This window comes from Bacillus sp. FJAT-26390, assembly GCF_001682865.1.
Taxonomy (GTDB): domain Bacteria; phylum Bacillota; class Bacilli; order Paenibacillales; family Paenibacillaceae; genus Pristimantibacillus.
Genome location: NZ_MAQX01000011.1, coordinates 236,331 through 259,209, shown reverse-complemented (window position 1 = coordinate 259,209; position 22,879 = coordinate 236,331). Strand labels below are relative to the sequence as shown.

Genomic DNA, 22,879 nt, shown 5'->3' with positions numbered 1-22,879 from the left:
GTGATTCCTCCGGAAAATGTTTTGAGATAATGATAATCATTATCGATATAATCAATCGTAATCGATTAAACGGGAGTGCTCAATGGACAAAATAAAGGAGATCTTTTGAGTTTGTCCAAATGCGGCTCTAAGAGCTGAATCCAAACCTATTGATGGCATTGAAAAGCAACTTTGCAAAGCGAAGGTTTTCTGTTATTATTAATTAGTAATTATTACGAATAAGGAGGTTGAGATTATGGCTAAAAAATCAAAAGTAGTGATGGAACAAAAGAGACAAGCGCTTGTCGCCAAATATGCGGATCTTAGAAGAGAGCTGAAGGAGAAGGGCGATTACGCTGCTTTGCAGAAGCTGCCGCGAGATTCGTCAGCTACGCGCCTGCATAATCGCTGCGAGCTAACGGGCCGCCCACACGGCTATTTAAACAAATTTAAAGTGTCGCGGATTAAGTTCCGTGAGCTGGCGCATGCGGGCCAAATTCCCGGCGTTAAGAAAGCCAGCTGGTAGGGACAGGCTGTTACCAGATTTGATGAGGTGATTTAGAGTATGATTGATCCCTTTACCGTCAAAAGGATTGATTCGATTATGAGCGGCTATATCGACCAGAAGATACCAGGGGATCTGCGGGTGTCCGTTCGGCTTAGGCATGAAATCGTCGATAATCAATTGACGTTAGCTGAGGAGAGGCCAACTTCTAAACGAAACGAGTGGGATCGCATTGACATCGTACAATTCCGCTTGGAATCGAAGCAATGGAAAGTGTATGCGAAGAATGGCGATCATAGATGGACATTTGTTGAGATGATATCTCCAAGCGCAGATTTCGAGCGGCAGCTTGAGCAGGTAGAGATCGACCAAGCGGGACTTTTCTGGAAGTCGTAAGCATCTGCTTGAAGCTCTCCCTGTAGCCCGGCGTGCTCTGAACATAGCATGAAAAGGATCGGCTGTCATAGATGAAGAGGGTATCCTTTAAGGTTAATAGCCTTGAAGGATACCCTCTTTTTTTTGTGTTGCTATAGAACAATGGCTATAAAATCTTTGACAGCTTCCGGTATTCACGGGGGGAAATCCCCTCGTGGCGGCGGAAGATCCGGCTGAAATAGTGAATATCGGAATAGCCGACGAGGCTGCCGACGTTCTCAATCGATTGATCCGACTCTCGAAGCAGCCTTCTCGCTTCACGGTGGCGAATAGATTGCACATATTCGCTCGGCGGCATGCCGGCGATTTGTTTAAACAGCTTGGCCGTATGGTCGATGCTCAAATTCATATTTTCAGCGATTGTACGATTGGTCCAGTTGGACGAAGGCGCGGCTTCGATCTGTTCCATCAATTCAGCAAGCTTTCCGCCATGCAAGGAGGCTTGACCGGAGGTGCGCGATAGGGGAGATCGAAGCAAGTGAGTGAGTATTTGGAGCATCAATGCCTTGCAGACCAGCTCATAGCCGAGCGGGCGCATCGTGAACTCGTGGACAAGCTGCTCCATCAGCTGCACGCAAACGAGCGGCGGAGTATATACCGGATGATCGGACAACGGTGCAACACCTTCGATACAGGGCTCAAGCGAAAACTTATGAGGCTGAACGGAAGCTTCATTTACTACCATGTCAGATTCGGTCTGAATATCCAGCTCATCAAAGAAATCAAAATGAATGCCCAGAAACCGAGTGTCAGAGGAAGAGACGACTTCATTTTGGTGATAAACGCCGGAAGGCAAAAAGATAAGCTGTCCGGCCTCAATGGTATAGCGCTGTCCTTGCATCGTAGTCGCGGCTTCGCCTTGGCATACGTAAAGCAGCTCGAAATCATAGAGTCTGCGCCTCGGAAGGACACCGGTCGGCATGCGCTGGAATTGCGCATAATGGACGCTTGGCGACCACTCTCGGAACTTTGTCATACGGATGCCGGGATAGTTGGAATCGAGCTTTTCCAAGAGGCAGCCCCCTTCCTGCAATGAATTAAAAAGAGAACGGAATTGTCCAAATAATCGCTTTATCAGCTAAATCTATTTACGCAAAAATCATTTATTATATACGTATTATCACATGCTCTGGCAACCAATTCAATATCACGTAATAAGTTAAAAGCATAGGAGGACTTCAAATGAAAAAAGGGATTAATATCTGGTCATTTAAAGGCGATTCTACCATTGCGGATTGCATCACAACCGCCAAAAAAGCTGGCTTCGACGGAATCGAGCTGTCTTTGAACGAAACGGGCGAGCTAAGCCTGGCGGCAACGGACAATGAAATTCGCGACATTCAAAATCGTCTCGAAGAGGCTGAGCTTGAAATCGCGGGGCTTGCAACCGGCTTGTATTGGTCTTACCCGATGACTAGCGAAAACGCGGCAACGCGGGAGAAGGCGATCGACGTCTGCAAGAAGCAGCTAGAGCTTGCGGCTGCGCTTGGCGTCGACACCATACTCGTCATTCCTGGCGCGGTAGGCGTAGATTTTATTCCGGATAGTGAAATTACCGACTATGAATACGCATATGACCGGGCGCTTGAATCGATAGGGAAGCTCGTTCCTTTCGCAGAAAGCGCAGGCGTTTCCATTGGCATCGAGAACGTTTGGAATAAATTTTTGCTTTCGCCCCTAGAGCTGCGTTCATTTATTGATGCGCATGGCTCGGCGAATGTCGGCTCTTATTTTGACGTTGGCAATGCGCTGCAAAACGGTTATCCGGAGCAGTGGATACGGATTTTGGGCCACCGCATCAAGAAGGTGCATTTTAAAGATTACCGCCGTCAAGCAGGCGGCCTGCATGGATTCGTGGATCTGCTGGCAGGCGACGTAGATTATCCGGCCGTTATGACAGCGCTTCGCGCGATCGGTTACGACAATTACGTCACAGGTGAAATGATTCCGCCGTACAATCATCATTCGGAGCAAATCATATTCAACACTTCTAAAGCGATGGATGCGATACTGGGCCGTCAATATTCATAATTCATAATTCACAATCTACTGGGAGGTTATTGTATGTTAAAGGTTGGTTTAATCGGCTTCGGGTTTATGGGACGCATGCATTTTGACAATTATGTGCGGCTTGCTGCAGAAGGCGCGCCGGTGCAGCTTGTAGCAATCTGCGATCTGCTGATCGAGGAGCTGAAGGAAGGCAAGGCGTCTGGCAATATCGCGACCGAGCAGGACGTATATGATCTTACTCCTTACAACTTATACGATAATATTGCTGCGATGCTGGAGAATGAGGAACTGGATGTCGTTGATATCACTTTGCCAACCTACTTGCATGCTGATCTAGCCTGCAGCCTGCTGGAGAGAGGGCTTCATGTGCTATGCGAGAAGCCGGCAGCAGGAAATGCGGAGGACGGCTGGCGGATGGCCAATACGGCAAAACGTACAGGAAACACGCTGATGATCGGCCAATGCCTGCGCTTCTGGCCAGCCTATGAATATTTGAAGGCCAGCGTAGAGGACAAACGGTACGGAGCGGTTACGGGCGGTTATTTCTTCCGGGGCTCAGGCGCGCCAAAGGGCTGGTTCCTTGAAGGCGACAAAAGCGGAGGCTGCCTGCTGGACATGCATATCCATGATGCGGATATGGTGCACTGGCTGTTCGGCAAGCCGGAGAAGGTGTCGACGATTGCGCGCAATGTCATTCCGGGCAGCGCCTATGACGTAGTGTCCACCAATTACATTTATCCCGACGGCAAGGTGCTGAATGCGCAAGCGGACTGGACGCTGGAGGGCGATTTCGGGTTCGCGATGACGTATCGGGTTAATTTCGAAGGCGGCAATCTAGTCTTTGAAAATGGTCAAGTGAAGGTGAATCCGAACGACGGACCGGGCTTTATCGCCGAATTGTCGGAGGATATGGGTTATTACCGCCAGATCAAATATTTCATTGAGTCGGTTGAAGCAGGCACTCCTGTATCAATCTGCTTGCCGGAAAGCGCGGTAGGCACGCTTGAAATGATCGAAGCGGAGATGCGATCGGCTGATGAAGGCGGCACATTGATCAAGCTATAAGAAGCTGCGCCCACGAGGCGCAGCTTTTTTATTTTATACTCCATAAAGCTGGCGATATACAGTTGGCGTCATCCCCTCGTGCTCCATAAACCGCTTGTTGAAGTAGCTAACGCTTGGATAACCGGCATCGCCGGCAATTTGGCCGATGTTGATCTCTTTGCGCTCAAGCAGCCATTGCTTCGCCATTTGAAGGCGGCAGCGCGTAACAAAATCCATCGGCGTCATTTCCATTACGCTGCGAAAGAGCTTGCAGAAGTAATAAGGGGATACGCCGGCATGCTCCGCCCAATGCTCAAGCACAAATGGCTGCGTTGCTTCCTGCTGCATGAGCGGTAGCAGCTCTAGGATGCGGTTGCCGGCTGTGCTTGCTTTGCTGCCCGAAATCGGAACAGCCTGCTCGACGAATACGGCGAGAATCGCATAGGTCAGCGCGGACAGCTTCGTCGGATGCAGCATCCGGTGAGACTCCGCTTCGACAAGCAGATCCTCGTGAACCTGTTCCCAAGCGGCAGGCTGGCGAATCGTCCAAAGCTGGCTTTTGTGAAAGCCTCGTTCAATCATGTAGTCCTGCAAGCCTGTGCCATAGAAATGTACCCACCTGATGTCCCAAGGATCATCCTTGCTGCTATAGTAATGCTGCCGCTGCAGCGGAAAATAAAGGACCGCCTCCCCTGCCTCAAGCGTATGCACCTTGCCGTCATATTCCACATACCCTTTGCCGGATACGACATAATGGATGTTGAAATTGTTCAATGAGCCGGCTTTGCGCATGGAATAATGCTCGGGGTGATTCCAGTAATGACCGACGGATTCGGGGAAACAAAAGAACGGATTTTGCGGGAGCGTCAGCAGAAGGGACTGCCTTTGCATAGCTTTCACCTCGATGACAATATTGTTGTAATCCATAGCAAAATAATATCATTTTATTTTTGAATGTTCTACTTTAAACTAGAGGAAAGCATAAGTTAACCGTTCTATTTCTCCTATTATTAAAGACATTCGATAAGCTGTGATGAGAACAAGCGGTACGGCTAGTTATGCTTACAATCACAATATAATAATAAAATAATAGCCGAGGTGACGGTAGGATGAAGACGGATAAGCTAAAATGGGGCATTTTGGGCTGTGCAGGAATCGCCAAAAGAGCGGTTATTCCTGGCCTTAAGCTCTCAGAGTTAAACGAGGTAGCGGCAATTGCCAGCCGCAGCTTGGACAATGCCAAGAAAACGGCAGAAGAGCTTCATATCGAGACTGCTTATGGCAGCTATGAAGAGCTGCTGGCTGATCCTTCAATTGATGTCGTATACATTCCGCTCCCAAACCATTTGCACCGGGAGTGGACGATTCGGGCCGCGGAAGCCGGCAAACATATTTTGTGCGAGAAGCCGCTGGCATTGACGGCGAAGGAAGCGGCTGAGATGGCCGAAGCAGCTGCGAAGGCTGGCGTCCTTCTATCGGAAGCCTTTATGTATAGATACCATCCAAGGTACGACATGATCAAGAAGCTGATCGACGCCGGCGAGATAGGCGAGGTTCGCGGCATCCGCAGCGCGTTCACCTTCAATAACGCAGGGCATAAGGAGAATGTCAGATACCGCAAGGAATGGGGCGGCGGCTCGATTTACGATGTAGGCTGCTATCCGATCAATGCCGCGCGCCTGCTGCTGGGCAAGGAGCCGGAAGCGGTGACGGTGCAAGCTTTGTTTTCGCCGGAGCATGATGATGTCGATATGATGGCATCGGGACTTGTGGAGTTCGAAGGTTCGGTGTCGCTGACGTTTGATTGCGGCATGTGGGCGGCTTTCCGCAACCCGCTGGAGGTGCTTGGCAGCGACGGCACCATAGAGGTTCCATCCGCATTTGTAACGGGCGAGCCAGGCAGCGGCAATTTCTTCGTAAGCGCCAAAGGTGAACGCCGAGAGGTCGAGGTGCCGCATGTAAACGCTTATACGGCGCAAGCCGATCATCTCGCTCAAGCCATTAAAGGCGGTACGCAGCTGCAATTCGGCGGATCGGACGCTGTACGCAATATGAAGGTCATTGATGCTTGCTTGGAATCGGCGCATGAGCGTAAGCGCGTTCTGCTTTAAATTAGAAGATAAACGAAGGAGGCAATAACGATGGAATATATTCAAATCGAAGGTTCGCCAAAGCCGGTATCGCGCTTAATGAAGGGTTCGGACTATTTTTATCATGATGCTTACGAGAAGGCTTCGGCTAATTTGGACGCTTTCCTTGCCATCGGTGGCAATTCAATCGACACGGCGCATATTTACTGCGGCGGACAAAGCGAGGAAGTCATCGGCCGTTATATGCTGGAGAGGGGCAACCGCGAGCAACTCGTTATTTTGACAAAGGGGGCGCATCATAATCAAGACGGCCCTAGAGTGAGCAGAGAAGCGATCCGCCAGGATTTGGCTGACAGTCTCAAACGTCTGCAAACCGACTATATCGACCTCTATGCGCTGCATCGTGATGATCCGTCGGTTCCTGCAGGAGAAGTGATCGATATTCTAAACGAGCATGTGCAATCAGGCGCCGTCCGGGCGATTGGCGTATCGAACTGGACGTGGCAGCGGATTAAGGAAGCGAATGAATATGCGGCTGCAAAAGGACTAGTTGGGTTCTCCTTCAGCAGCCCGAACCTTAGTCTTGCGAAAGCGAATGAGCCCTTCTGGTCTGGCTGCGTATCGGCTGACGAGGAAACCTGCGCATGGCATGAGGAGCAGCAGTTCCCGCTGTTGTCATGGTCTTCGCAAGCAAGGGGCTTCTTTACGGGCAGATTCTCGCCTGAGGTTCGCGACAACGCAGATCTGGTACGCGTATTTTATAGCGATGACAATTGGGAGCGGCTTGAGCGCGCGAAGCAGCTGGCAGCAGAGAAAAACGTCAGCGCGATCCAAATCGCGCTTGCCTATGTGCTGAATCAGCCGTTTCCGACCTGTGCGTTAATCGGCGCGCAGTCAGCAGAGGAGCTTCATTCCTGCGACGCGGGCTCGCTTATTCAGCTTACCAAGGCAGAGATGGATTGGCTCGACCTCGCAACGCAGAAAGTTTAATGCGGAATAGAAAATGAAAAAGGACAAAGCTACTCTCTGCGGGCAGCTTTGTCCTTTTTGTACGTTCTTGGGCTTGTGCCGTACGTATTGCGAAATAATGCGGCAAAATGATTGTAATTGTAGAAGCCGACATCGAGCGAGGCCTCGGTAGCCGTACGTCCCATATGCTCCATTAGCAGCGCAGCCTGCTCAAGCCGCAGCCGGTTCAAATGCTCAAGGACGCTAGCGCCCGTTTCCTGCTTGAAGAGATGGGAGAGCCTGGAGACGGAAAGCCCGACGGATTTGGCTAGATCCTCGATTCGGACCGCTTGCTGCATGTTGCGGGATAAATATTGCAGGGCGAGTTCGATGCGCGGGTCAAGCCGGCGCTCAAGCAGCTGTGCTGCGAGAAGAATAACTTCACGCAGCGCATTTTCGCAAAGCATATGCCAGAAGCTCGCTCTCTCGCGGGAATCGTTCAAAATATGATGAAAGGTGTGCTGCACCCTGCTTTGCATATTGCTGTCGGGCACGGTGGCCACGATACATTCTTCGTTAGGCAGGTAGTCGATTTCAGGTAGTTTCTGAAAATGCGCCCAGTAAAAATGCCAGCGGCTGCCGGGCACGGTTCCGTATTCATGCGGAATGCCGGAGCGGAGCAGCGCGATTTGTCCGCTTCGGCAGCGCTTTTCCCCATGAGGCGTACGCAAATAGCCTTCGCCCTCCAAAGTGTAAAAGAGGAGCCAGTCGCTTATGCCGTTTGGCCTGCGATACCGATAGGAATCGGATTCATCGAAAAGCCCGCTTAGCAGCGCACCGCCATTCGTCTCGGTAACCGTGTCGTTGTCGTTAGATGGATGCGTGGCGATCTCCTCCTTGGAATAAAAATAGCAGAATACCGATAGTTTTCAGCAGTAATCATTCTTCCTTAAAAATAACGAAAGCTCTATGATTATGTCAAGAACATTGATTAATTCAGTGAAGGAGAGCTAAGCGATGACAAAGCGTTTGAACGTATTGACGCAAGAGCAAGTGGATCAATTTGTGGCAGAGGGATATATCGTGATTAAAGATCTGTTCTCGCAAGAGGACATTCGCACGATTGAGGATACGTTTGAGGAGATCAGCCATACGACTGTACCGGGCTTGTTCGAGCCGGATTTGACTGGGGCCGGGGATGATCCGTTAAAACGGTTTCCTCGGGTCATGCATCCGCACAGGTTCAATGACACGGCCAAGCAATATTTGCTGCATGAGCCGGTAATGAATGTTTTAGCCGATTTATACGGCGAGGAAGCGCTGGCAGCCCAAAGCATGTTTTATTACAAGCCGCCGGGCTCACGCGGCCAAGCGCTGCATCAAGACAATTTCTATTTGCAGGTGGAGCCTGGCAACTGCATCGCGGCATGGACGGCAATCGATGCGGCAAATGAGGAAAATGGCGGCTTGCTGGTCGTTCCAAAGACAAGCGAGCACGAGATAAGCTGCCCCGAGATGGCGGATTCCACCGAATCCTTCACGACACATTACGTCAAGCCGCCTAAGGACCAGAAGGCGATGCCGGTAATTATGGATAAGGGTGACGTGTTGTTTTTTAACGGGAATCTCATTCACGGCTCCTACCGAAACAAGACGAAGGATCAATTCCGCCGCGCGTTTATATGCCATTACGCGAATGCGTCAGCAACTCATATCAGCAATCACTATCGCCCGTTGTTCCGCCAAGACGGCACGCCTGTCGATTTGGAAATCAATACAGACGGAGGTCCGTGCGGGATTGAATTCGAAAATGCGTATCCGCACTAATTTATGAAGAATATAAACGATCAATTGCAGGTGGAGATGTCTTGGTGGGGAATGAATGCGCTGGAAGGTACAGCGGGGCATGCGGCAGATACGGAAGGGAAATTCAAGCTAATTGCGGAGAGCGGCTTCGACGGCATTAACGCTTTTGTGCCGGCGCCTGAAGAGAGCGGACTTTGGAAGGAGCTCCTTCACAATTACGGCTTATCGTTCAGCGTGAACGCTTATCCTGCGTCGCTGAAGGACATGTCCGACTTTTTGGATAAGGCCGCTGCATTCGGAAATATTGACTATATCAACGCACAGGTAATGACGCCTTTTCTAATCGGCGACTCGGCGCTTGAACTGCTCTCGGGCATCGACGCGCTCGCAAGGCAAGCCGGCATTCCGGTGTTTATCGAGACGCATCGGGGAACGATTACGCAGGACCTCATTCGGACGCGGCAGTTTTTGGAGTCGCTGCCGCTGCTTAAGCTTACGATTGATTATTCCCATTATGTGCTGGCGGGTGAGATGCATACGGTATCGCCTGAAGCGGAGCAGATGCTCCAAAGCTTGCTGCCGTATGCATGCAGCATCCATACGCGCATCTCGAATGGCGAGCAAATTCAGATCGATCCCGGAGAAGCAGGCGATCATCCGATGCTGCCCCATTTTGCAAGATGGTGGGAAAGCGCCATGCGTCATTGGCTAAAGGGAGCAAGGCGGGATAATGAAATATTCCCTGTAGTGATCGAGCTCGGACCGCCGTCCTATGCGATTACGAGAGACGTCGCCGGTTCAGGGCAAACCGAAGTTAGCGATCGCTGGCTGCAGTCTCTCTATTTGAAGAAGCTCGTCAAGCAGCTTTGGCAAAATCTTTAACAAAAACCCGACTTGGACAGCGCTGTCCAGTCGGGTTTCTTATGGGTTCCGCCTTTCCATGCTACTCATCATCCCCGGTCACATCAACCTCTAGCGGATTGGATACAGCCTCCCCGTTCATGCTTCGGCCATCCGCCTCATACGTATAGCTTGCTATGACGTATCCTAATATTTTTTCTGACAAATACGCATCCGTTACGACGGCCGAATATACGATTAGTAGTCTAGATCCCGGCGGTACGCTTCCTAGCAGCCATGTTCGGTTCCCGTCATAAGCGCTTGGATTTCGTTTGGCGCCATCTACGCGGTACGTCTTCGGTAGAAGATCGACGCCATAAGGAAAGTCGCTTATGAAGGACACGTCTGCAGCCAAATTCCCGTTGTTTGTGAGAATGGCATGAATGGTTATGGCATCGCCATATTCGACGACCGCAGGCGCAACCCGCCCGCTGATTTGGATGATTGGAGCGGCGATTTCCGTTGCAGCGGAATTGGAGAGCGAGGTGTTGCTAACCACTCTGCCATCCGACAGCCGGAAGGTGTAGATGACTCTTGCAGCATTCGTTATCGGATCAATAGAGGAGATTTGCGGCGGGATTTGAGCGGCAAACGTTACGACATTTAGTGATTGCCCGAGCAGCGTGCCGAGCGTGATGCCATCCTCGAGCCTTGCGCTGGGCATTGGAATGCCATTTAGCTTTAGGCTGTTCGCAACAAACCTCACCCCGCCGGGCAAGGAATCCTCCAGTCTTGCATCGACCGCTATATGGGCTGCATTCCGAATTTGAATGGTGTAATGCAGCGTGTCGCCGGGAACCGCGAGTTCTTGATCCACCTGCTTAGTGACGATAATCTCAGGTTTGACAAGGGTAACGATTACCTCATTAGACAATACAAAGCTTGGCGTGCCGGAAATGAGATAACGAATCGCTGCTTGGCTGACAGTCTGATAGGGCGTTTCCTCGGTCGTTTGGGTGCGATAGGTAATCATAACGGTAGAATGGGGCTGCAATAGACCAAGCGGAATGCCGGATCTTGGGTCGGCTTCCGGTGAGATCACGTCGTCTACCGTTACGCTGCCGGGTACAAAAAGTACGCCGGCAGGCAGGGTAAGGAAGGCGACAGCATCTCTAAGGCTGAGATTGCCTTCATTGACGATTGTTAACGAATACGAAACAAAGTCAGAGGGAAATGTGTGACTGGTGCTGGCTTGCAGGCTTGCAGATACAGATAAAGGATTGACAGGCGTCACAAGGGCGTTGGAATAAGTGGTGCTCGTAACCCTTCTTCCCTCGGCAGTCTGGAAGACGGAATCGGCGCGCGCTTGATTAACAAGCTGCAGGCTGTTGGGCAGCGAGATGACGATGAGCTGGAAAACGATTTGGGCACTAGCCTGAGGCTCCAGGCTGCCAATGGTTATGCCGGATTCCGGCGTAGAGCCGGGAAGCGGCGTTCCGTTTAGCAGCAAGCTGTTTGCAACAAAGGATGTTCCCTCAGGCAGCTTGTCGGTAAGGGTAACATAGCCGGCTACATTGCCAGTGTTCGTGGCGATAAGTTTGTACGTTATCGTGCTTCCTAATGAGACCTCGCTTTCAAACGCGCTTTTGTTGATTTCGACGCGAGTGCCTACCAATGCGGTATTAACCGTATTGGAGTAAGTGACAAACGCTGCGCTTCCAGAAGCAAATTGAACGAGCGATTGGTTCTGCACAATGGGATTATTGCTTGAAATCAGGCTCATATCGAGACAACCAGCACTTGGAAAGTAACCGTTGAGCTGGCACCCGGAGCAATAGTGCCGATCGTGATGCCGTTATTCGGATTCGCCGAAGGCCGTGATATGCCATTAACAATGACACTGCCGGCAGTAAACGTCGTTCCAGCAGGTACAGGATCGATGAGGACAACGTTGCTGACGGCTGCAATTCCGTTGTTAGTCACGAGCATAGTATACGTAATCGTATCGCCTACGACAGCATCAACGGAGGAGGCGCTCTTCACGACCGTCACATTTGGCGAGGAAACAGGGATAGACAAAACATTGGACAAAACGGTGCCTGTCAGCAAACGGCCATCCGGCGGCGAATAGGAGTAATTGGCTGTCGCTTGATTGACGAGCAGCTGCGGTGACGGAAGCGCATCGACGGTAACCTGAAGCGTAATGAGAACGCTGACGGATGCTCCCGGTTGGACGGTACCGACGGATACGCCAGTCGCCGGATTCGCCCCCGGCTGAGGCACGCCGTTGACCAGCACGCTGTTTGGAACGAATGCGGCTCCGGTAGGAATCGTATCTAATACCGAAGCATCGGCGGCAATGTTGCCCGTATTTTTGATGGTTAATGAATAGGTGACGGTATCGCCGACAGTCGCGTTTGCGGTATCAGCCGATTTGCCAAGCGAAATCTGCGGCTGGTAAACCGGCGTGACGACAGTGTTGGAAAACGTGTTTCCAGAAAAAGCGCCGGAGGTAAAGCTTACGGTCCCCGCATTGCTTAATGAAGCAGGGCTCGGCAATGACGTAACGAGTATGCTGAAATCGACCAAAATGGTTATGCCGGGCGCTATTGTACCAAGGAGTATGCCTAATGTAGGGTCGGCTGATGGTACAGGCACGCCGTCGACGACCACGCTGCCGGTTTGGAAGGCTGCGCCAGCGGGAATCTGATCGATTACGCGCACATTGTTTATATTTTCAATACCGCTATTCGTAACGGATAAACGATACGTGAGAGTATCACCAACGACGGCATCGATAACCGTTGTGCTCTTCACGACAACGACGTTAGGAGCGGATACCGGAATCGATAGCGTATTCGTTACAAAAGAACCGTTCAAGGTGCGAGTATCAGGCAGAGTGAAGCTGTACGTTGCAGATGCTTGGTTGGCAAGCTGCTGGGTAGGCGGCAATGTATTGATGACTACGGAAAACGTGACGGTTGCGGCAGTTGTCACACTGCCAAGCGAAATTCCTGCTGCCGGATCTGCGCCGGGCACGAGCTGGCCGTTGACGATGACGCTGTTCTGGACGAGGCTTGTTCCGGCTGGAATCGTATCGGTTACGGTAACGTTGCCCGGATAGTTTCCAGCGTTCTGCACAGCTATCGTATAAACGATCGTGTCGCCAATGGTAGCGTTGCTTGTGCTGCCGGTCTTGATGCCTGTCAGAATAGGCTGATAGACGGGAACGATTACCGTATTGGAGAAAGTGACGCCTGAGAACACGCCGGAAGTAAAGCTGACAGACGAGCGGTTGCTGAGCTGTCCGGAAGCGGGCAGCGAGGTCACGGTCACGTTAAACGAAACGACAACGGTTTGCCCTTGGGCAATCGTGCCGATCGCTACTCCGGCGGCGGGATTTGCGGCTGGCCTCGCTGCCCCGTCTACGAGCACGCTCCCTGCTACGAGTGCAGTGCCAACCGGCAAAGGGTCGGTAAAGATGACATTGTTAACGGCTGCGATTCCGCTGTTAAGGATCGATATGGAATACGTAACGATGTCTCCGACAGCTGCAGCTGTTGAAGCTGTGCTCTTAACTACGCTGACGTTTGGGGCAGATACGGAAATAACGACCGTGTTGGAGCTTGCGCTTCCGCTAAGCGGACGGCCGCTCGGCAGGACAAACGAGAAGGCTGCCGCTGCTTGGTTGGAAAGCTGCTGCGGATTCGGCAGCGAATCAATGATGACGGAGAAGATGACGGTAACGGTTGTATTTGGGGCAACCGAGTTAATCGTGATGCCTGTCACAGGGTCTGTGCCGGGCTGAGGCAATCCGCCTACGAGGACGCTGTTAGGCTGGAAGATTGCGCCGGCAGGAATATTGTCCGTCAATACTACGCTTCCAGCATAATTTCCTGTGTTACTGACATCGATTCGGTAGCTAACGGTGTCGCCTAATGTTGCATTGATGGTATTGGCACTCTTCACAAGCGAAATGATTGGCTGATATACCGGTGTATTCACGACGTTAGACGTCGTCATGCCGGAAAATGCGCCTGAAGTAAAGGTGACGCTGGCCTGATTGCCGATTTGTCCGGATGCAGGTATGGCGATTACGCTTAATTTGAACGTGACGGTAACCGTGCTCGACGGTGCAATGGTGCCGAGGGGAATGCCGCCAGCTGGGACGCCTGGGACTGGCGTGCCGTTAACCGTCACGCTGCCGGCAACGAATGCCGCGCCATCTGGGACAGGGTCGGTTAAGACGACGTTATTTATCGGCTCGATTCCGCTATTGGTAACGCCTACCGAATACGTAATGATTTCGCCTAGCGCGGCATCAACTGCGGTTGTGCTTTTGACCACGGCAACGTTAGGGGCTGAGACCGAGATGGACAAGGTATTGGATTGCGCGGATCCGCTTAACAACCTTCCATCCGGCGGCGTAAACGTATAAGAGGCAAAAGCTTGATTGACGAGAAATTGCGGATTCGGAAGCGATGTGACGATTACCGAGTAAGTGACGGGTATTGAAGCGCCCGGCGGAACGGAGCCTACGCTGATGCCGGTAACCGGCGATTCGCCAGGATGCGGCACGCCTCCAACGACGACGCTGTTTGGCGCAAAGGTTGTTCCAAGCGGAAGGGGATCACTTAGCGTAAGCTGGCCTGCCAGATTCCCGGCATTGCTCACGAGCACCGTATAGGTAACGGTATCACCTACTGTTGCATTGCTCGTATTTGCGCTTAACAGCAGGGCGATCTGCGGCTGCGTTACGGGTGTCGTTGTCATATTCGACGAGGAGGAAGCCGAGAACACACCTGATGTGAAGCTGACTGTTGATTGGTTCGTAATTTGGGATGGTACTGCCATCGTCACTCTCACCTCAAATGTTACGGTAGCCGAGCCGCCTGGGGCGAGGGTACCGATTGGAATGCCGGAGGATGGGTTCGAATCCGCCCGGGGCGTGCCGTTCACAATAACGCTGTTGTTGATAAATGCAATATTACCGGATAAGGGATCGTTAATGACGACATTGTTTACGGGAGCGATGCCATTGTTGGTTACGACGGAGGTATAGGCGAATGTATCGCCAACAACGACGGCGGTAGTCGTTAATGATTTGACTATGGTTACGTTTGGCGGCGATACGGGTATCGAGACTGTATTGGATGTAGAAGCTCCATTCAACTGGCGGCCATCCGGGAGTGAATAGTTATATTGCGAAACTGCTTGGTTAACCAGAACCTGCGGCGAAGGCAGCGATGTTACGGTAACGACAAAGCTGATCTCGGTTGTTGTGCCGGGCTGCAAAGCACCGATTGGAATGCCTGTAACGGGGCTTAACCCCGGGAAGGGAACGGCATTAATCAGCACGCTGTTTGCGGCGAAGGTTGCACCGGCAGGGATATTATCCGTTATCGTCACATTCGCGGTTGTATTGCCTGTGTTGCTCGCTCTTATCGTGTAAGTGTAAGTATCGCCTTCGGTTGCGCTTTGCGTGCTTGCGGATTTCACAAGTCCTATCACAGGCTGAAAAGCAGGGATGTTGATCGTATTGGAAAGCGAAGAACCGGTAAAGGCGCCTGATGTATAGCTGACGCCTGCCACGTTGGCAATAACGGCCGGACTTGGCAGGGAGGTTACCTGAACTTGAAAAACAATCGTAATGACGGCAGAAGCATTGAGTGTACCGACAGCAATCCCGACGTTCGGGTTTGCGGCTGTTGGGACCCCGTTAATGGTTGTGCTGCCTGCCACGAAGGTGGTTCCGTTTGGCAGCGAATCCGAAATGTTGACGTTGGTTACGGATACGATGCTGTTATTTGTAACGGCAAGCGTGAAGGTAATGATATCGCCGATTGCCGCTGCGGTAGCGTTAGCGGATTTGGATATGGATACGTTTGGTGCTTGTGCTGAAAGGGTAACCGTATTCGAGCTGCTGCTGCCGGCCAAAGCTCGCCCGCTTGGCAATAGATACGTGTAGCTGGCAACAGCTTGATTGACCAGCGTTGGCGGGGACGGCAGCGTATTAAGAATAATTTTGAAGGAAACGGTCGACGATCCGGACGAGGGTATGGAGCCTAGCGAAATGCCTGTAACCGGACTGTCGCTCGGACGGGCCGTTCCGTTCACGGTTACGCTGCCTGCTATGAACGATGAGCCGTTTGGTATATTGTCTGTTAATGTGGCTTGCGCGGCAATATTTCCGGTATTCCTAACCGTGAACGAATAGGTAACGGGTCCCCCTACGGTTGCGCTTGTTGGCAAGCCGCTCTTGACGATGCTTATGATCGGCTGATAGACGGGCGTTGTCACGATTCCAGACAGAGAGAGGCCAGAGAATGCTCCCGAGCTGTATGAGACGGACGCTTGATTGACAAACGAGCCAGAGCTTGGTACGGAGAGCGCGCGGATCGCGAAAGTGACGGTTACAGAGCCGCTTGGCGCGATAGTCCCAATACTGATGCCGCTGGCCGGACTGGCCGTAGGCCTTGAAGCGCCAGCGACCACTACGCTGCCGGAAACAAATTCCGCGCCTGCGGGTATGGCATCAGTCAACGTGACATTGGTAACGGCCGCGATTCCGCTATTTGTAACTACGATCGTATAAGTAAGCGTTTCTCCTACGGCGATGTCTGTTAAGTTAGCCGTCTTAACGGCGGTTACGCTTGGAAGCCTGACCGGAATCGTAACGGTATTGGAAACTAATGAGCCTGGGAAGATTCTCCCATCAGGAATCTGGTACGTATAGGTCGCGGATGCCTGATTCACAAGCTGCGGAGGCGATGGAAGCGAATTGACCTGAACTTGGAACGTAACCGTTGATGATCCGCCTGCCGCGACGGAGCCGATTGCGACTCCGGCGGCTGGGTTAGCACCTGCCACCACAACGCCATTTACACGAAAGCTATTCGCAATAAAGGACGTGCCCGCCGGTATGTTGTCGGTTAAGGTGAGCGTTGCCGCCGAGCTGCCGGTATTGGCAACAAGCATCGTATAAGTGACCTGATCGCCAACGGTTGCATTTTGCGTATTCGCGCTTTTGACGATCGATAAATTCGGAGCAAATACGGGGACGGTTACGGTGTTTGATGGAATGACACCTGTAATGACCGATCCTCCGGCGACACTTTGGAATGTAAACGCCGCATTGGCCGTGCTTGAAATCTGTGCAGAGCTGGGCAAGGAGGTTACGACAACTTGATAAGTAACCGTGATGGAGTTCGCAAGATTCAGTGAGCCTAGCGGCGCTCCGGTTCTTATGTCGAAGGTAGGTTTAGCAACGCCGCCTACGGTAACGCTGCCCGCCACGAAAGAGACGTTCGAGGACAGCGTATCGGTTAAGACAACGCTTGCTGCGTTCGCCGTTCCTGAATTGCTCACCGTAACGGTGTAGGTGATGATGTCTCCGATCGTGGGCCCCGTTACGTTATCGCTGAGCACAACGCTGATAATAGGTGCATTGATATCAACTTGAATCGCGTTAGCGTTCAGCACATAAGCATCCCCGGAGGTTGTTAGCGACAACACGGCCGAGCTTTGGTTATTCGTAAGTCTTGCCGAAACGTCGACATTAGTAATATCCCAGCCTTGACGTCCTCCGATAATGTTTGTGCCAGGGGCACCGTTCGTTTGATTGCGGTTGCCAAAGGTTCCAGTCGTGTTTAAGGCGCCTGAATCGTTGTTGATTTGCGAGGCAAAAAAATTGTTCGCGAAATTGTTCGTTCCCGATAATGCGACTAAACTCGCTGCAGTTGGGCCAAACAGCGCTTGATCCCCTGTTCGGTTGGCGTCCCCTTCCTGCGCGCTGAACAAGGCTCTCCCGCCTAAGGCACCCGAGATCGGCGTTGCAAAACCGGTAATCGTCGTATTGACGGGCCCTGATGCGCTTTGCACAAGAATGGCTCCAGCGCGAAGAGACATATTGCGAAAGGGCAGAGAAGGGTTCTGATAGATGACGGCTAGCGTCCAGCCGGCATGATTGGCGGTAGAATCGCCTGGGATAATAATCGTCCCGACGACAGAGCCAGTCGAATATGTCCCCGCGCCGCCGGCCTGCACGAATGCGGTGACATTCGCCGACCTTACATAACCTAATGCGCCGCCTCCAAGGTCAAACGTATTGCTCGTTGCCGCATCGGGCGTTACGCTAAAGGTATTGAGCGGTGTTCTAAAGGTAACGGGATTGTTAATGGCCGCGGATAAATTGACAGTTCCATTAACATAGGTTCCGCCCCAAATAAGCTCAGCATAAAGAACGGTGCTTCCTGTGGGAAGGACAAGAATGGCAGCTGAGCTGTTCTCCAAATAGTTGCTTGTTGTTCCAAGCGGATATGTGCCGTATTGCGCGGCCGAATTCGTCGTAATGAAAGCGCCAATGCTATCGGATGTGCCAGGTACCCCCGCGACTTCTGAACGGCTGAGGCCCAGCGTATTTCCTGTAAACGTAATGGCGCCGGTTGCATTTAATGTTGCTCGGACGACCAGAGGTATTGAATTCACCCCCTTCGCAAACTAGGATTCTTGTTGCTATGCATAAATGGATTGATTAAGTGTATGAGCCTTTATTCGCAATTTTGTTTGTCTTCCTAAAATATAGTTTTAACATTATTTGGATTTAGTTTAATATTGTCCAACCATAGAGTCTAAGATTGTCCAATTAAACGCTTTCATTTACAGGATATAATGATAAAAACGCTTACAAGAAGCTGGGTTTGCGGTGATGATACAGAAACGGATACAATGGTGTCCAAGCCCGAAACCGAGCTATTGACCAATAAACCTATAGAGTAAACCGATAATGGAAATGCTAATCTCATGATCACAGTGACGTGCACCCATATAGCTGCACCGCAATCCTTTCATACGATCATCATTCCATGCGGATGATGAAAGCATATAAACTAACGCCAGCAATCGATGGGGCGTTAGTTTTTTGCACACAAAAGCTAGAATAGAAGCGGGAGGCGCAGAGCATATGTTGGCCAAGCTGATCCGTTTACTGACTGACCCCTTCCGGCGCAGTATTCGGAATAAATTGATTTTTACGATGATTTTTTTGTCCGTTATTCCGATTATAGCGGTTACCGCTTTGGCAGCCGAAAACACCCGAAAGTCGATGGAAGCGGAAGTAATCGGAACGAATTTATCCAATATGAAGTGGACGGGCGTTTATTTGGGGGAGCAGTTCTCGCAATTAAACAATCTCGTTTATTCCGTGCTCATCAGCCCTCATCTTAGTGACTATTTGGCGAGCACGGAAGGTTCGCTGCTCATTAACCAATTTGCCGCCCAAAAAAACATAATGGATACGCTGAGCAATTTATTTTATTCCGCAGGCAATCATGTGATTGGTGTTGAGTTGTTTTTGAAAGAACCGAGAAAGTTGTTTACCATAAGCGGGAACCAATATGACTTGGAGACCTCGCCAGATATCCCATCCCCGTATAAGGAGCTGTTCGAGGAAGACAAGGATTTTCTTATCCAATCCAATAGCGGGGACGAAGGCCACTTTCAGCTTATAAGGAGCATTAACCGTTTTGAGAACCGTGAGAAGCTAGGCGGCATTTCGCTTAAGATCAGATGGTCGATGCTTGATCAGACGCTGGACTTGATCGGCCGCGGCGAGGAGCATCAGGTGCTCATCGCGGGCGATGACGGGAATGTGCTTTACCAGCGTTTTGGCGAGCGCCCTTCGGACGACATTATGCTGCGGATCAAGGAGACTAAAGCGGCTCAAGGCTATTTCCGCATGCCAAAAGAGTATGTCTTCTATAACACGATTGATCCCGTCGGCTTGAAGCTGATTACGATCATTCCGACCAGCTTTATTAACAAAAGCGCGCAATCGACGATGCAATTTGGCCTTATCGTCGGCGCGATTTCAATCTTGCTTTCGATTTTGATCGCTGTGTTGTTAGCTTGGCGGACGGCCACGCCGATTGTCACGCTGGCAAGATCGATGCAGGGCCTTGGCATCATCAAGGAGACGGAGCTGCCCCAAAGCAACCGCGTGGATGAGATCGGCTTGCTCGAAACGAAGCTTTACAACATGTCCTACCGAATAAGAGAGCATATTAAAACCGAATACAGCATCAATCTGGAGAAGAAGACCGCGGAGCTAAAGGCGCTTCAAGCGCAAATCAATCCGCATTTTTTGCAAAACACGCTTCAAATGATCGGCAGCATGCTCTTTACGAAGAAGCCCGCCGAGAGCTATGAAATCATTCGATCGCTCAGCGATATGTTCCGGTACGTCATTCGTGATCCCAATGATCTCGCATCCTTAAAAGCGGAAATCGAGCATTTGAACAATTATATGCTTATCCAGAAGCAGCGGTTTTCATCCAAGCTAACCTATCATACGGAGATGGACGAGACGGCGATGCTTTCTCCGATTCCGAAGCTGACGCTACAGCCGATCGTTGAAAATGCTTTTTTCCACGGGCTAGAAAATAAATCAGGCAATTGGGAGCTCAGCGTGAGCGTGGTGCGCGAGCATGCGGGGGTCCGAATTCGAATCCGCGACAATGGCGTTGGCATACGCGAGGACAAGCTTGCCGACCTGCAAAAGCGGCTTCACCATCATAGCGGGCAAGTATGGACGCACGGCAATCGCATCGGCATTCAAAACGTTGCGTCCCGCATTCAGATGCATTTTGGCCCGGACTACGGGATTACGGTTGAAAGCGAGTTAGGAGCGGGAACGACGGTCACCGTCACTATTCCAAACAAAGCAGGGGGAGAGCAGCATGCTTAAAGTATTAATTGTGGATGATGAGAGCTGGACAAGAGACATCATTAAGGCATTCGGCGAATGGGAAAGCCTTGGCATGGAAATCGTAGGAGAAGCAGAGGACGGCAAGGAAGCGCTTCGTATGACGGAGCAATTGCAGCCTCATATTGTCATTACCGATATGCGTATGCCCGGAACGGATGGGGCAGCTCTCTTGCAGATGCTTAATGATCAATTTCCGGCGATCAAGACGATCGTCGTTAGCGGCTATGATGATTTTCAATATGCGAAACATGCTATTCGGTTTAAAGCGATCGATTACCTGCTTAAGCCAGTTGATCCGAAAGAGCTGAATACGGCGCTGCAAAATTGCAAAAGCGGGCTTGAGGCTGCCCTTATGGAGCGTGGGCCCTTATCGCTCGATCTTGATATCTCATATTCGCTGGCATCGTATAAGCAGCTTTTAAAATCGCATTTTAACGAACTGAATACAGATGGCGTCCAGGCAACGATTGCTCAAATGATGGAAGAACTCGAGCGCAGCGGAAATACGAAAGCGGTTATGCTGGAGCAGGTCGTACAGGAGCTGCTCCTGCTGCTTAAGGAATTGATGAACGCGAATTCGCAGGACAGCGACGCGCTGCATGCGCCGTACGGGCAGGAGGTCGTAGAGTCGGGTGCGAATACGTCTGCTTTTCTTACCCATCATTATTTGACTACGCTTGCGCAGCTTATTCACCAACGGAAGTTTAAAAACAAATTAAATTTGGATGAAGTCAGGCATTACATGGAGAAGCATTATTCGGAGCCGGTTACGCTGGAGCAGCTCGCAAGAGTTTTTTTCGTGAGCAAGGAGTATTTGAGCAAAATGTTCAAGCAGGAGTTCGGACGCAACGTTACCGATTATATGCTGCACCTGCGCATGGTGAAGGCGAAGGAGTGGCTGCAGGATGAGAGCATTCCCATTAAAGCGATTGCGGAAATGGCGGGCTATGAGGATATCACCTATTTTTACCGCGTATTCAAGAAACATTTCGGCATTGCGCCAGGCGAGATGAGGAAGAGCAGCGAGGTTTAAAAATGTCCAACGAAAGAGTCTAATTCTGTCCAATTAAACGCTTTCATTTTTTAGATACAATGAAAGCGCAAACAAAACAAGCTTCTGGGAGGTCAAATTAGATGAAAAAAATAGTTAAAGGTTTACTCGTTACAGCGCTTGCAACGACGCTGCTGGCTGGCTGCGGAAACAATGCAAACAATGCCGGCAGCACAGATGGCGCAGCAAGCGGCGGCGGTGAGACAAAAAGCGTGAAGCTTAAAATGTTTATTGCACTTCCGCGGTTTAAAGAGCATTTCGATAAATATATTGCGGATTTTGTGGCGAAGGAAAAAGCAGAGAAAAATATCGACGTTACGGTGCAGCTCGAAATGCCGACATCCGATAACGCGGCGCAAATTTTGAAAACGCGCCTTGCTTCCAACGATGCGCCTGATATTTTCGCGCTTCATGCCATCAACGAAATTCCTTCCTACTACAAAGCGGGCTACTTAGAGGATTTGTCCGACCAGCCTTTTGTTGGCAAGCTGCTTGAAAGCGTGAAGCCTGCCGTTACAACGACGGACGGCAAGGTAGTAGCCGTTCCTTTGGAAACATTGTCATGGGGCTACTTGTACAACAAGAAGATATTTGCCGATCTTGGGCTGACGCCTCCTAAAACATTGACGGAAATGAAAGCGGTTGTCGAGAAGCTGAAAGCGAATAAAGTAACGCCATTCGTGCTTTCTTACAAAGAAGCTTGGATTCCGCAGCTTGTGCTGCCGCTAGCGGCAGGCGCCCTTATCCAAACGGAAAAACCTGATTTCATTGATCGGATGAATAAGGATGAAGGCTCTTTTACCGAACTAAAAGCGATGTTTGACATCTTTGATCTGATTAATGCAAACGGAACGGATAAAGCGACGGAAGTTGGCGGCGATGATGGCGCGGCGGCGTTTGCTTCAGGCAAAGGCGCAATGTGGCTGCAAGGTCCGTGGTATGCAGAAACGATTCTTAAATCGAATCCGGATATGGATTTTGGAGTGGCACCGCTGCCTATCAACGATAACCCGGATGCGACTCTCATTAACCTTGGCGCTTCTACATCGCTTGCCGTTTCCAAAACGACTAAAAACAAAGAAGTTGCGCAAGATTTTATCAACTATATTTTGGATGACACAGCTTCAAACGCATTCTTCCAAGCGCTTAAATTCAATCCGATTTCTACCATTCATACGTATGACAGCTACCCATGGGTAAACGATGCGACGGCTTATGTCAAAGAAGGCAAATCCTATCAAGACCCTCATATTCCTCAATCCGTGAAGGATGAGGTGGGCAAAGGTCTGCAAGCTTACTATGCCGGCCAATTGTCTCAGGATGACGTGCTCAAGGCGCTTGATAAAGCTTGGAAATCGTACAACAAAGTAAATAAGTAATACGAATCAATCTCGGGATGAAGGGGA

Annotated in this window: 16 protein-coding genes; 11 read left to right on the top strand and 5 right to left on the bottom strand. The window is 50.8% G+C overall.

Annotation, left to right across the window (positions count from 1 at the left end; translation table 11 throughout):
* Nucleotides 1-235: 235 nt before the first annotated feature.
* Together rpsN and A7975_RS12845 are read left to right on the top strand one after the other, a co-directional pair.
* A complete protein-coding gene (rpsN, locus tag A7975_RS12850) occupies nucleotides 236-505 on the top strand; it encodes a 30S ribosomal protein S14 (protein WP_053377099.1) in 270 nt (89 codons plus the stop codon).
* Nucleotides 506-544: 39 nt separating this feature from the next.
* Complete coding sequence (locus A7975_RS12845; protein ID WP_065385354.1) at nucleotides 545-880, top strand: DUF3024 domain-containing protein; 336 nt, start codon at nucleotides 545-547, stop codon at nucleotides 878-880.
* 145 nt (nucleotides 881-1,025) lie between these two features.
* Here A7975_RS12845 and A7975_RS12840 read toward each other — a convergent pair whose 3' ends face one another.
* Entirely contained in the window at nucleotides 1,026-1,931 is a 906-nt protein-coding gene (locus A7975_RS12840; RefSeq protein ID WP_141680287.1) for an AraC family transcriptional regulator, read from the bottom strand.
* 170 nt (nucleotides 1,932-2,101) lie between these two features.
* On the opposite strand from A7975_RS12840, the gene A7975_RS12835 reads away from it, so the two are divergent.
* Both A7975_RS12835 and A7975_RS12830 read left to right on the top strand, forming a co-directional pair.
* A complete protein-coding gene (locus tag A7975_RS12835) occupies nucleotides 2,102-2,950 on the top strand; it encodes a sugar phosphate isomerase/epimerase family protein (protein ID WP_053377098.1) in 849 nt (282 codons plus the stop codon).
* A 33-nt stretch (nucleotides 2,951-2,983) separates the two neighbouring features.
* Entirely contained in the window at nucleotides 2,984-3,994 is a 1,011-nt protein-coding gene (locus A7975_RS12830) for a Gfo/Idh/MocA family protein (RefSeq protein ID WP_053377097.1), read from the top strand.
* Nucleotides 3,995-4,027: 33 nt separating this feature from the next.
* On the opposite strand, the gene A7975_RS12825 is transcribed toward A7975_RS12830, so the two are convergent.
* Entirely contained in the window at nucleotides 4,028-4,864 is an 837-nt protein-coding gene (locus A7975_RS12825; RefSeq protein ID WP_053377902.1) for an AraC family transcriptional regulator, read from the bottom strand.
* 218 nt (nucleotides 4,865-5,082) lie between these two features.
* Between A7975_RS12825 and A7975_RS12820 the strand changes: the two genes are divergently transcribed.
* A complete protein-coding gene (locus A7975_RS12820) occupies nucleotides 5,083-6,084 on the top strand; it encodes a Gfo/Idh/MocA family protein (RefSeq protein ID WP_065385353.1) in 1,002 nt (333 codons plus the stop codon).
* A gap of 30 nt (nucleotides 6,085-6,114) precedes the next feature.
* Nucleotides 6,115-7,053, top strand: a complete 939-nt coding sequence (locus A7975_RS12815) for an aldo/keto reductase (protein WP_065385352.1) — start codon at nucleotides 6,115-6,117, stop codon at nucleotides 7,051-7,053.
* Between the two features lie 29 nt (nucleotides 7,054-7,082).
* Here the strand turns inward: A7975_RS12815 and A7975_RS12810 are convergent, their stop codons facing one another.
* Complete coding sequence (locus A7975_RS12810) at nucleotides 7,083-7,844, bottom strand: helix-turn-helix domain-containing protein (RefSeq protein ID WP_231637655.1); 762 nt, start codon at nucleotides 7,842-7,844, stop codon at nucleotides 7,083-7,085.
* A 184-nt stretch (nucleotides 7,845-8,028) separates the two neighbouring features.
* Here A7975_RS12810 and A7975_RS12805 point away from each other — a divergent pair, with 184 nt between their 5' ends.
* Together A7975_RS12805 and A7975_RS12800 are read left to right on the top strand one after the other, a co-directional pair.
* Entirely contained in the window at nucleotides 8,029-8,838 is an 810-nt protein-coding gene (locus tag A7975_RS12805; RefSeq protein WP_053377093.1) for a phytanoyl-CoA dioxygenase family protein, read from the top strand.
* 36 nt (nucleotides 8,839-8,874) lie between these two features.
* On the top strand, nucleotides 8,875-9,699 hold the full coding sequence (locus tag A7975_RS12800; RefSeq protein ID WP_065385351.1) for a sugar phosphate isomerase/epimerase family protein: 825 nt from the start codon (nucleotides 8,875-8,877) through the stop codon (nucleotides 9,697-9,699).
* Nucleotides 9,700-9,760: 61 nt separating this feature from the next.
* On the opposite strand, the gene A7975_RS12795 is transcribed toward A7975_RS12800, so the two are convergent.
* Nucleotides 9,761-11,440: a DUF11 domain-containing protein gene (locus A7975_RS12795; protein ID WP_065385350.1), complete on the bottom strand. Its 1,680-nt coding sequence runs from the start codon at nucleotides 11,438-11,440 to the stop codon at nucleotides 9,761-9,763.
* Nucleotides 11,437-18,144, bottom strand: coding sequence for a DUF7507 domain-containing protein (locus A7975_RS12790; RefSeq protein WP_065385349.1), 6,708 nt, complete (start codon nucleotides 18,142-18,144; stop codon nucleotides 11,437-11,439). Before A7975_RS12790 ends, A7975_RS12795 begins: the two co-directional genes overlap by 4 nt.
* A gap of 475 nt (nucleotides 18,145-18,619) precedes the next feature.
* Between A7975_RS12790 and A7975_RS12785 the strand changes: the two genes are divergently transcribed.
* From A7975_RS12785 to A7975_RS12775, 3 genes are all read left to right on the top strand, one after another.
* A complete protein-coding gene (locus A7975_RS12785; protein WP_053377089.1) occupies nucleotides 18,620-20,401 on the top strand; it encodes a sensor histidine kinase in 1,782 nt (593 codons plus the stop codon).
* A complete protein-coding gene (locus A7975_RS12780; protein ID WP_065385348.1) occupies nucleotides 20,394-21,455 on the top strand; it encodes a response regulator transcription factor in 1,062 nt (353 codons plus the stop codon). Before A7975_RS12785 ends, A7975_RS12780 begins: the two co-directional genes overlap by 8 nt.
* 101 nt (nucleotides 21,456-21,556) lie before the next feature.
* Complete coding sequence (locus tag A7975_RS12775; protein WP_065385347.1) at nucleotides 21,557-22,852, top strand: ABC transporter substrate-binding protein; 1,296 nt, start codon at nucleotides 21,557-21,559, stop codon at nucleotides 22,850-22,852.
* The last annotated feature ends 27 nt before the right edge of the window (nucleotides 22,853-22,879 follow it).

Excerpts from the sequence above, each read along its gene's own strand:
- rpsN (WP_053377099.1), top strand. The coding sequence starts at position 236 with ATGGCTAAAAAATCAAAAGTAGTGATGGAACAAAAGAGACAAGCGCTT.
- A7975_RS12845 (WP_065385354.1), top strand. The coding sequence starts at position 545 with ATGATTGATCCCTTTACCGTCAAAAGGATTGATTCGATTATGAGCGGC.
- A7975_RS12835 (WP_053377098.1), top strand. The coding sequence starts at position 2,102 with ATGAAAAAAGGGATTAATATCTGGTCATTTAAAGGCGATTCTACCATT.
- A7975_RS12830 (WP_053377097.1), top strand. The coding sequence starts at position 2,984 with ATGTTAAAGGTTGGTTTAATCGGCTTCGGGTTTATGGGACGCATGCAT.
- A7975_RS12825 (WP_053377902.1), bottom strand. The coding sequence starts at position 4,864 with ATGCAAAGGCAGTCCCTTCTGCTGACGCTCCCGCAAAATCCGTTCTTT.
- A7975_RS12820 (WP_065385353.1), top strand. The coding sequence starts at position 5,083 with ATGAAGACGGATAAGCTAAAATGGGGCATTTTGGGCTGTGCAGGAATC.
- A7975_RS12815 (WP_065385352.1), top strand. The coding sequence starts at position 6,115 with ATGGAATATATTCAAATCGAAGGTTCGCCAAAGCCGGTATCGCGCTTA.
- A7975_RS12805 (WP_053377093.1), top strand. The coding sequence starts at position 8,029 with ATGACAAAGCGTTTGAACGTATTGACGCAAGAGCAAGTGGATCAATTT.
- A7975_RS12800 (WP_065385351.1), top strand. The coding sequence starts at position 8,875 with ATGTCTTGGTGGGGAATGAATGCGCTGGAAGGTACAGCGGGGCATGCG.
- A7975_RS12795 (WP_065385350.1), bottom strand. The coding sequence starts at position 11,440 with ATGAGCCTGATTTCAAGCAATAATCCCATTGTGCAGAACCAATCGCTC.
- A7975_RS12785 (WP_053377089.1), top strand. The coding sequence starts at position 18,620 with ATGTTGGCCAAGCTGATCCGTTTACTGACTGACCCCTTCCGGCGCAGT.
- A7975_RS12780 (WP_065385348.1), top strand. The coding sequence starts at position 20,394 with ATGCTTAAAGTATTAATTGTGGATGATGAGAGCTGGACAAGAGACATC.
- A7975_RS12775 (WP_065385347.1), top strand. The coding sequence starts at position 21,557 with ATGAAAAAAATAGTTAAAGGTTTACTCGTTACAGCGCTTGCAACGACG.